This is a genomic window from Cupriavidus sp. WGlv3 (genome assembly GCF_023952475.1).
Lineage (GTDB): Bacteria > Pseudomonadota > Gammaproteobacteria > Burkholderiales > Burkholderiaceae > Cupriavidus > Cupriavidus phytorum.
In genome coordinates this window covers 133,028-143,436 of the sequence record NZ_JALHRX010000017.1, presented here as the reverse complement: position 1 = coordinate 143,436, position 10,409 = coordinate 133,028, and the positions used below count along the sequence as shown (strand labels likewise).

Genomic DNA, 10,409 nt, shown 5'->3' with positions numbered 1-10,409 from the left:
GCGAACTCTTCATCGCCGCACATGCCATAGACCTCGGAGGTCGACGGGAACACCAGGTGCTTGCCGTACTTGACCGCGGCGCGCACGATCGGCAGGTTGGCCTCGAAGTCCAGTTCGAACACGCGCAGCGGCTGGCGCACGTAGGTGGCGGGCGTGGCGATGGCGACCAGCGGCAGCACCACGTCGCATTTGCGGATGTTGTACTCGATCCACTCCTTGTTGATGGTGATGTCGCCCTCGAAGAAGTGCATGCGCGGGTGGTCGACCAGGTCGCCGAGGCGGTCCGTGTTCATGTCCATGCCGTAGACCTCCCACGGCGTGGTTTCCAGGATGCGGCGCGTCAGGTGGTGGCCGATGAAGCCGTTGACGCCGAGAATCAGTACTTTCTTGACTTGCATGCGTTAAAGGGTGGAAGGGGGAGTGGCAGGGGAATCTGAAACAAGCCGGCGCGTCGCGAGCTCGCCGGCGAAGGCAAAGTTGGACACCGCGACGCGGCGCCAGTCGCGCGCGATGACATGCATCGGCACGCGCGCGCTCAGTTCGGCATACGCTTGCGGCGATAGCAGCGCGACGGCACGCGGGCCATGCTGCCAGGCATCGACGAAGGCCTCGACGGTCGGCAGCCATTTTTGCGGCTCCTGCGCGGCGCCGAAGGCCAGCTCGTCGGCCTGCGCCACCATGGTGAGCGGATGGCGCAGGTAGAACGGCAGCGTGTGGTCGAGCATGCCAACGCCGTACAGCGGCATGCCGGGTCGCAGCACGCGCTCGATCGGCGCGGCCAGGTCGATGCCGGAGGCCGAGCGGCCGATCGCTTCGTGGCCGAGCAGCGCGATGGAAAAGGCCAGCAGCATGCCGAACGCATAGCCCGCGACACTGGCCACGCGACCGTGGCGCCGAAGCAGCCACAAGGCCGCGGCGGCGCTTGCCATCACCAGCGCGAACGCCAGCGCTGCCCAGATCGCGTAGTGGCGGTACAGCGCATTGGGCGTGTTGTTGGCATCGACGGTGGCCACCACCGGGCTCGCCAGCAGGCCGATGGCGCCCAGCACCAGCATGGCGCGCACTTGCCGGGTCCAGGCACGCTCGTCCGCGTGCGCCAGCGCCACGCCGCCCAGGATGCCGAGCGCGGGGAACACCGGCACGATGTAGCCCGGCAGCTTCGAACCCGACAGGCTGAAGAACCCGAAGATGGCCAGCGCCCACAGGGCCGCCAGCAGCGCGGGCTGGAACGGCAGGTGATTGCCGGCTGTGTGCGCCACGCCGGCGCGCTGCGTAACCGCGCGCACCATGCCCGGCAGCAGGCCCAGCCATGGCAGGAAGCCACCGGCCAGCAGCGGCACGAAGTACCACGGCGCGCCGGTGCGCGCGTGCACGGTCGAGGTATAGCGCTGCCAGTGCTCATGGATAAAGAAGAAGCGCAGGAATTCGGGGTTGCGCCGTGCCACCAGCCAGTACCACGGCACCGCCACCAGCAGCATCAGCGCGATCCCGGCCGGCGCATGCAGGCGCCGCCACAGGGCCAGGTCGCGCGTCGCGGCGGTGTAGAGCACCAGCACCAGCCCCGGCAGCGCCACGCCGACCAGCCCCTTGGTCAGCACCGCCACGCCCATGGCCGCCCAGCACGCCAGCATCCAGCCGCGGCGCGCGGCCGGCGTCGCCGCCGGATGCTGCGCCAGCAGCAGGCTGGCCAGTACGCACGCCATGGCGCCGGACAGCGTCATGTCGAGCGTGTTGAAATGCGCGGCGATATTCCACATCGGCGCGCTGGCCAGCACCAGCCCGGCCATCAGCCCGGCGCGGGCGCCGAACCAGCGTGCGGCCGCCAGCATCGATACCCCCAGCCCCGCGGCGCCGGCCAGCGCCACGCATAGCCGCGCCTGCCAGTCGCCAATGCCGAACAGCGCGTACGACACCGCGGTCATCCACATGTGGAACGGCGGTTTTTCAAAGTACTTCAGGCCGTCGTAGCGGATCGTGACCCAGTCGCCGCTGCTCAGCATCTCGCGGGCGATCTCGGCATAGCGGCCTTCATCGGGCCCCAGCAGGTGGCGCACGCCCAACGTGCCGAACCACAGCAGCGCAAAGGCCAGCACCACCAGCCCCACCATCAGCGGTGCCAGCGCAGGCATGCCGGCGACGCGCGCGGCAGCCCTGGTGGCGATAAGCCCGGGCTCGGCGGCAAGGCGATCGGAACGATGGTGCATGCGAGGGCGGCTCGGCGTGGGCGGAAAAAACGTGGCGCGGCAAGGGCCGACGGACCAGCGCCAGTGGACCAGGTCATGTCCACGCCGGCGCGGCGCGCCGCGTTGTACGGACAGGGCCTGAAACGTGTGCGGAGCATAATTCGCGAACCTTAACGGCACATTAAGGCGGCGCGCGTACCGTGCCGTGATATCTCCAGGCCACTCCAGAGCATGAGACTCCTTATCGTTGAAGACGACCCGATGCTGGGTGACGGGCTGCGGCGCGGCCTGCAGCTGCTCGACTACGCGGTCGACTGGTTCCGCAACGGCACTGACGCCGATCACGCGCTCGGCCTGGCCCACTACGATGCCGTGGTGCTCGACCTGGGCCTGCCCGGCGACGACGGCATGACGCTGCTGGCGCGCTGGCGCGCGCGCGGCTGCCGCATCCCGGTGATCGTGCTGACCGCGCGCGATGCCGTCGACAGCCGCATTGGCGGGCTCGATGCGGGTGCCGACGACTACCTGGTCAAGCCGGTCGCGCTCGACGAGCTGGCGGCACGGCTGCGCGCGGTCACGCGCCGCGCGGCGGGCATGTCGGCGCCGGTGTGGCAGCACGGCGCGCTGGCCTTCCACCCGGCCGCGCGCCAGGCGTACTGGCAGGGCCAGCCGGTCGAGCTGACCAGCCGCGAGGCCATGTTGCTGGAACTGCTGCTGGCGCATCCCAACCGGCTGCTGACGCGCGAGGTGCTGCGCGACAAGCTCTATGACTGGCAGGGCGGCATCGAGAGCAACGCGCTCGAAGTCCATATCCATCACCTGCGCCGCAAGATCCATCCGAAGATCGTGCGCACCTTCCGCGGCGCCGGCTACACGCTGGGCGCGGCCGAGGATTGCGCATGACGCTGCAGCGCAGGCTGGTGCTGGCGGTGCTGGTGGCCGCGCCGGTGGTATGGCTGTTGACGCTGGGCATGACCTATGTGCGCGCCCGCCACGAGATCAACGAGCTCTATGACACCGACATGGTGCGCATGGCGCTGCAGATGCAGTCGGTGGTGCCGCTGGTCGACATCGCCGCCGGCATGTCGCGCGCGCGCGTGCCGCGGCTCGACCAGGGGGACCAGGGCGACGCCGGCCTCGGCGACCTCGCCATCGCCGCGTGGCTGCCCGACGGCAAGCCGCTGCATATCGATCCCGACGGCGACAAGCTGCCGCGCGCCGAGGGCGTCAAGGGCTTTACCGACGTCACGCTCGAGCGCCAGCGCTGGCGGCTCTATTACCTCGATGATCCCGATACCGGCTGGCGCGTGTGCGTGGGGCAGCAGCTGGGCGAGCGCAACGAGCTGATCCTGTCCTACATCGCTGCGCAGGTGCTGCCGTGGGCGGTGGGCCTGCCGCTGCTGATCGGCCTGCTGATCGGCTTCATGCGCCGTGCGATGGCGCCGGTGCGCACGCTGTCCGCGGATATCGAGGCGCGCGCCGCGGACGATCGCCGTCCGCTCAGCCTTGATGCCGTGCCCGGCGAACTGGTGCCGCTGGTGCACGCGATGAACCGGCTGCTAACGCGCGTTTCCGATTCGATCGAGCATGAGCGGCGCCTGACCGCCGATGCCGCGCACGAGATGCGCACGCCGCTGGCCGCGCTCAAGGCGCAGTGGGAGATCGCCGAGCGCTCGCCCGACCGCGACGAACGCGCGCTGGCGCGGACCAATGTCGCCGCCGGCATCGACCGCATCGGCCGGCTGGTGTCGCAGCTGCTGACTATGAGCCGGCTCGAGGACGCCGCCGGGCTGCCGTCGCGCCAGCCGGTCAACTGGGTGCCGGTGGCACAGCAGGCGCTGTCCGACTGCCTGGCGCTGGCGCAGCACAAGCAGGTCGACGTGGAACTGGGCTGGCCGCCGCAAGGCCAGTCGCCGTTGCCCGTCGCGGGCGACCCCGCGCTGCTGTCGCTGCTGCTGCGCAACCTGCTCGACAACGCCATCCGCTACAGCCCGCCGGGCGCCCTGGTGCTGGTCGAGTTCCGGGCCGACAGCATCATCGTGCGCGACCAGGGCCCCGGGGTCGCGCCGGAGCTGCTGGCGCGCCTCGGCGACCGCTTTTTCCGCGGCGCCGGGCAGCGCGAGCAGGGCCATGGCCTGGGCATTTCCATCGCGCGACGGGTGGCGCGGTTGCACGGGCTCGAGCTGGCATTTGCCAACCGCGCGGACGACGTTGGCGGTGGAGGGCGCACCGCCACAGGCCTGGCGGTGCGCATCGTCCGCGGCGGCTGAAATGACAACGCCCCGCACGGCTTCCCGTGCGGGGCGTTGCGGCCGAAGCAGGCGCGCTCAGCGCTTGAGCTTGGCGAAGGCGGCGGCCATGGCGCCGGCCGGCTCCGGCTCGCGGCGCCCACCGCCTAAGCCCTTGCCGCCGCCATTGCGCTGGCCGCCACGGTCGGCCCCGCCCGCGCGCGCCACGGCCTGTCCGGGCTCGTCGTCGAGCCGCATCGACAGGCCGATGCGGTTGCGCTTGACGTCGACCTCCATCACCTTGACCTTGACGATCTGGCCGGCCTTGACCACTTCGTGCGCGTCCTTGACGAACTTGTTCGACAGCGCCGAGATATGGACCAGGCCGTCCTGGTGCACGCCGATATCGACAAACGCGCCGAACGCGGCCACGTTGGTGACCACGCCTTCGAGCACCATGCCCGGCTGCAGGTCCTTGACGTCCTCCACGCCTTCCTGGAAGGTCGCGGTCTTGAATTCCGGGCGCGGATCGCGGCCCGGCTTTTCCAGTTCGGACAGGATGTCGCGCACGGTGGGCAGGCCGAACGCATCGTCGGTGAACTTTTCCGGCGCCAGGCCGCGCAGCGCCTCGCGGTTGCCCATCACATCGCGCAGGCCCTTCTTGACGTGGTCCAGGATGCGCTGCACCACCGGGTAGGCTTCCGGGTGCACCGACGAACGGTCGAGCGGATTGTCGCCGTCGTTGATGCGCAGGAAGCCGGCGGCCTGCTCGAAAGTCTTGTCGCCCAGGCGCGGCACCTGCTTCAACGCATTGCGGTTGGCGAAGGCGCCATTGGCGTCGCGGAACTCGACGATATTGCGCGCCAGCACCGAATTCAGGCCCGACACGCGCGCCAGCAGCGGCGCCGAGGCGGTGTTGACGTCGACGCCCACGGCGTTGACGCAGTCCTCGACCACGGCGTCGAGCGCGCGCGCCAGCTCGCGCTGGTTCACGTCATGCTGGTACTGGCCCACGCCGATCGACTTCGGATCGATCTTGACCAGCTCGGCGAGCGGATCCTGCAGCCGGCGCGCGATCGACACCGCCCCGCGCAGCGACACATCCAGGTCCGGGAATTCCTTGGCGGCCAGCTCCGACGCCGAATAGACCGAGGCGCCGGCTTCGCTGACCACGATCTTGGTCAGCTTGAGTTCGGGCATCTGCTTCATCAGGTCCTGCACCAGCTTGTCGGTCTCGCGGCTGGCGGTGCCGTTGCCGATCGAGACCAGCGCCACGCCGTGCTGCCTTGCCAGGCGCGCCAGCACGGCCAGCGAGCCGTTCCAGTCGCGGCGCGGTTCGTGCGGATAGATGGTGGCGGTCTCCAGCAGCTTGCCGGTGCTGTCCACCACGGCCACCTTGCAGCCGGTGCGGATGCCCGGGTCGACGCCCATCACCGACTTGGGACCGGCCGGAGCAGCCAGCAGCAGCTCATGCAGGTTGCGGCCGAACACCTTGATGGCCTCGCTCTCGGCGGTTTCGCGCAGCTGCGTCAGCAGCTCGGTCTCCAGGTGCGGCTGCACCTTGACGCGCCAGCACCAGCGGCACACGTCGCCCAGCCACTTGTCGGCGGGGCGGCCCAGCTGCTGGATGCCGACATGGCGCGCGATCATGCCTTCGCACGGGTGCGGCACCAGCGCGTCCTGCTCCTCGCCCAGCCCCAGCTTGACCATCAGCACGCCGGCATTGCGGCCGCGGAACAGCGCCAGCGCGCGATGCGACGGCACCGTGCGCAGGGTCTCGCTGTAGTTGTAGTAGTCGCGGAACTTCTCTTCTTCCGCGGTTTCCTTGCCTTCCATCACCGACGAGGCCACCACGCCGTGGTTCCACAGGTGCTCGCGCAGCTTGCCCAGCAGTTCGGCGGTTTCGCCGAACTGTTCGGACAGGATGTCGCGCGCGCCGTCCAGCGCGGCCTTGACGTCGGGCACGCCGCCGTCGGCGGTGGGGTTGCCGTTGACGTACTTCGCTGCTTCGGCCTGCGGGTCGAGCGTGGGATCGGCCAGCAGCGCCAGCGCCAGCGGCTCCAGCCCGCATTCGCGCGCGATCTGGGCGCGGGTGCGGCGCTTGGGCTTGTAGGGCAGGTATAGGTCTTCCAGCGCCTGCTTGGTCTGCGCGGCTTCGATCGCGGCCTGCAGCTCGGGCGTGAGCTTGCCTTGCTCCTCGATCGACGCCAGGATCGCGGCGCGGCGGTCTTCCATGTCGCGCAGGTACAGCAGGCGCTCTTCCAGGTTGCGCAGCTGCGTATCGTCGAGGTTGCCGGTCACTTCCTTGCGATAGCGGGCGATGAAGGGGACGGTCGCGCCTTCATCGAGCAGCGCCACGGCCGCGGCCACCTGGCGGGGCTGCACGGACAGTTCGGCCGCGATGAGCGCGACGATCTTTTGCGAGACGGATGCGGGCAGGTTGGACATCGTGGAACGCAGCGTGAGACGCAGTCAGTCGAAAGCGGGGCATTTTGCCACAAGCGCGCGGGCCTCCGGCGGGGCCGGCGGCGTGGCGCTTGCGGGAGGCGTTGCGCGCACGTGTGCACGGGCCTGCGGGCAGGCCGCCGACCGGCCCGGATGCTAGAATCCGGACATGATCGTCAAGTCCCGCCCGGCCGCCGCCCAGGCCACCCATCCGGCCATGCCAACCATCGCCAACGTGCCCGAATCCACCTTGTTCCGCCGCGGCGCCCTGGCTGCCGTAGCCGTGGCGGCCTGCGCCGCGCTGATGCCGCTGCGCGCGGCACAAGCGCAGGCTTCGGCGCCCGCTGCCGCGCCCGCACCTGCTGCCGCGCGGGACTTTGCCGCCGAGCGCAAGGCCATCGGCGATTCGCGCGCGTGGACCAACTACCGCTTCGCCGCCGCCGAGCGCGAGTGCTACAGCAAGTTCTTCGTCACCCGCTGCATCGACAACGCCAAGGAAATCCAGCGCGAGGAGCTGCAGGTGCTGCGCAAGCGCGAGCTCGAAGTGGGCGAGGCCGAGCGCGCCCACCGCGCCGCCGAGCGCGACCGCGAACAGGCGCTGCGCCGCGCTGAGTTCGAGGCCAGCCAGCCGCAGCGCGCCGCCAGCGAACAGTCCAGCCGCGAGGCGTTCGAGAAGAAGCAGCAGGAACAGCAGCTGCGCGACGCACAGCGCCAGGCCGGGGCCCCGCAGCGTGCCGCCAACGCGCAGGCCTACGAGCAGAAGCAGTCCGACTTCGATGCCCGCATGCGCGAGGCGCAGCAGCAGGGCGCGGAACAGGCCCGCCAGCGCGAGGAGAACGTGAAGGCATACGAAGCCAAGCAGCGCGACCTCGAACAGCGCCAGAAGGCGCTGGAAGAGCGGCGCGCCAAGGCCAGGGAGCAGCAACAGGGCCCGGCGTCGGCGCCGCGTCCGTTCGGCTTCTGAGCCCCGGCACGGTGATGGCAGCGGAGGCGTAGATGGACAGCAACCTCAATACCCTGGAACGGCGCATCATGGAGCTGCAGATCGAGCACCGCGATCTCGACTTCCTGATCGACCGGCTGGCCGGCGATGTGGTCCACGACGAATTGCAGCTGCGCCGGCTGAAGAAGCGCCGTCTCAAGCTGAAGGACGCCATCACGCTGCTGCAGCTTCAGCTCGAACCCGACGTGCCGGCCTGAGCGCCGTCGCGCCCCGGGCGCGGCGATTGCCGGCGATCGTTGCCGGTTGGCCCGCAGCCCATACAACATTCCCCACCCTTGTCCGATCTTCCCGATTCCCGCCAGTTGTCCCTGGACAGCGACCCGAGCGACCCGAGCGACCCGAGCGACCCCAACGACGCCGCGGCGCCCGCCCATGCCGCGCAGGCCGATGCCGCCGCCAGCCGCGGCGCCGAGCTTGCCACCATCTTTGCCGATACCGGCACGCTGGCCCAGGCCATTCCCGGCTACCGCCCGCGTGGGTCGCAGCACAAGATGGCCGAGGCCGTCGCCGGTGCGATCGCGCAGAACGATTCCGTCATCGTCGAGGCCGGCACCGGCACCGGCAAGACCTACGCCTACCTGGTGCCCGCGATGCTGTGGGGCGGCAAGGTGATCCTGTCGACCGGCACCAAGAACCTGCAGGACCAGCTGTTCCTGCGCGACATCCCCACCGTGCGCCACGCGCTCAACGTGCCGGTCTCGGTGGCGCTGCTCAAGGGCCGCGCCAACTACGTCTGCCACTACCACCTGGAGCGCGCGCAGGCCGGCGGGCGCCTGGCCTCGCGCCAGGATGCGGCGTGGCTGCGCGAGATCGGGCGCTTTATCAAGGAAACCTCGACCGGCGACAAGGCGGAACTGGCGTCGGTGCCGGAGAACGCCCCGGTGTGGCAAATGGTGACCTCCACGCGCGACAACTGTCTCGGTTCGGAATGCCCGTACTACAAGGACTGCTTCGTGATGCGCGCGCGCAAGGAAGCGCAGCAGGCCGACGTGGTGGTGGTCAACCACCACCTGTTCTTTGCCGACGTGGTGCTGCGCGACACCGGCATGGCCGAGCTGCTGCCCGCCGCCAACACCGTGATCTTCGACGAGGCGCACCAGCTGCCCGAGACCGCCACGCTGTTCTTCGGCGAGACCTTGTCGACCAGCCAGCTGCTGGAGATCGCGCGCGATACCGTGGCCGAGGGCCTGTCGCATGCGCGCGATGCGGTCGACTGGGTGGCGCTGGGCGCGCCGCTGGAACGCGCCGCGCGCGACCTGCGCCTGGCCTTCAGCAAGGACAACGCGCGCCTGGCGCTGGGGCAGATTGAGGCCGACCGCCGCATCGCCGAACCCTTCAACGAGACCCTCGATGCGCTCGACGCGGCGCTGTCCGACTTCGTCGAGATGCTCGAAAGCCAGGCCGAGCGCGCCGAATCGCTGCAGCAATGCCACCGCCGCGCGCTCGAGCTGGCCAACAAGCTGGCCGCCTGGCGCACCGATGCCCCGGCCGCGCCAGCACCGCAGCCAGCCGACGGCGAGGAGCAGGGGCAGGAGCAGGGCGGGGCCGCGCCATCCGCCGGCCCGGAAACCGTGCGCTGGGTTGAGGTGTTTTCGCACACCGTGCAGCTGCACCGCACGCCGCTGTCGATCGCGCCGATCTTCACGCGCCAGCGCGGCGGCCAGCCGCGCGCGTGGGTCTTCACCTCGGCGACGCTGTCGGTAAAGGGCAATTTCACCCACTACGCCGCTCAGCTGGGCCTCGACAAGGAACGCTCGCTGACGCTGCCCAGCCCGTTCGATTACGCGAAGCAGGGCCTGCTGTACGTGCCGCGCGACATGCCCGCGCCGCAGTCGCCGCAGTTCACCGATGCGGTGGTGCAGGCCGCGCTGCCGCTGATCGAGGCCGCAGGCGGGCGCACCTTCCTGCTGTGCACCACGCTGCGCGCGGTGCAGCGGGCCTCGGATCTGCTCTACGATGCCTTTGCCGAACGCGGCCTGAACCTGCCGCTGCTGGTGCAGGGCCAGGCCAGCCGCACCGAGCTGCTGGACCGCTTCCGCGAGCTGGGCAATGCGGTGCTGGTGGGCAGCCAGAGCTTCTGGGAGGGCGTGGACGTGCGTGGCGAGGCGCTGTCGCTGGTGATCATCGACAAGCTGCCGTTCGCGCCGCCCGACGATCCGGTGCTGGCCGCGCGCATGGAAGTGCTGCAAAAGAAGGGCCTGAGCCCGTTTGCCGTGCACCAGCTGCCGCATGCGGTGATCACGCTCAAGCAGGGGGCCGGGCGGCTGATCCGTTCCGAATCGGACCGCGGCGTGCTGGCGATCTTCGACACACGTCTGGTCGAGAAGCCCTACGGGCGCCAGATCTGGCAGAGCCTGCCGCCGTTCACGCGCACGCGCGAGGCGGCCACGGTGGTGCGCTTCCTGGAGTCGCTGCGTGGTTCGCCCGCCGGGCAGCAGGACGAAACCGACGCCGGGGATGAGGCCGCCGACTGATCACGACCGAGCGCGACAAAAGAAAAACGGGACGGTCATCCGACACGTCCCGTTTTTTTATCGCTGCCAGCGCAGC

The 10,409-nt window shown here is 69.9% G+C and carries 8 protein-coding genes; 5 read left to right on the top strand and 3 right to left on the bottom strand.

Features of this window, described 5'->3' with window-relative positions; genetic code table 11:
* Positions 1 to 398, bottom strand: a 398-nt coding sequence (locus tag MKD38_RS23930; RefSeq protein ID WP_252680686.1) for an NAD-dependent epimerase/dehydratase family protein, incomplete at its 3' end; no start/stop codon positions are given.
* A 3-nt stretch (positions 399 to 401) separates the two neighbouring features.
* On the bottom strand, positions 402 to 2,204 hold the full coding sequence (locus tag MKD38_RS23925; protein WP_252680684.1) for a glycosyltransferase family 39 protein: 1,803 nt from the start codon (positions 2,202 to 2,204) through the stop codon (positions 402 to 404).
* 210 nt (positions 2,205 to 2,414) lie between these two features.
* On the opposite strand from MKD38_RS23925, the gene MKD38_RS23920 reads away from it, so the two are divergent.
* Positions 2,415 to 3,086 (top strand): response regulator, encoded by a 672-nt coding sequence (locus tag MKD38_RS23920; protein ID WP_252680682.1) that lies wholly within the window; start codon positions 2,415 to 2,417, stop codon positions 3,084 to 3,086.
* Positions 3,083 to 4,453, top strand: a complete 1,371-nt coding sequence (locus MKD38_RS23915; protein ID WP_252680680.1) for an ATP-binding protein — start codon at positions 3,083 to 3,085, stop codon at positions 4,451 to 4,453. The genes MKD38_RS23920 and MKD38_RS23915 overlap by 4 nt, the downstream gene beginning before the upstream one ends.
* A 57-nt stretch (positions 4,454 to 4,510) precedes the next feature.
* Here the strand turns inward: MKD38_RS23915 and MKD38_RS23910 are convergent, their stop codons facing one another.
* A complete protein-coding gene (locus MKD38_RS23910) occupies positions 4,511 to 6,859 on the bottom strand; it encodes a Tex family protein (RefSeq protein ID WP_252680678.1) in 2,349 nt (782 codons plus the stop codon).
* A gap of 166 nt (positions 6,860 to 7,025) precedes the next feature.
* Here MKD38_RS23910 and MKD38_RS23905 point away from each other — a divergent pair, with 166 nt between their 5' ends.
* The 3 genes from MKD38_RS23905 (at position 7,026) to yoaA (ending at position 10,333) form a co-directional block, all read left to right on the top strand.
* Entirely contained in the window at positions 7,026 to 7,820 is a 795-nt protein-coding gene (locus MKD38_RS23905; RefSeq protein WP_252680676.1) for a hypothetical protein, read from the top strand.
* Positions 7,821 to 7,852: 32 nt separating this feature from the next.
* Entirely contained in the window at positions 7,853 to 8,056 is a 204-nt protein-coding gene (locus MKD38_RS23900; protein ID WP_018004489.1) for a DUF465 domain-containing protein, read from the top strand.
* 78 nt (positions 8,057 to 8,134) lie between these two features.
* Positions 8,135 to 10,333: a DNA repair helicase YoaA gene (yoaA, locus tag MKD38_RS23895; protein ID WP_371925737.1), complete on the top strand. Its 2,199-nt coding sequence runs from the start codon at positions 8,135 to 8,137 to the stop codon at positions 10,331 to 10,333.
* Positions 10,334 to 10,409 lie beyond the last annotated feature (76 nt).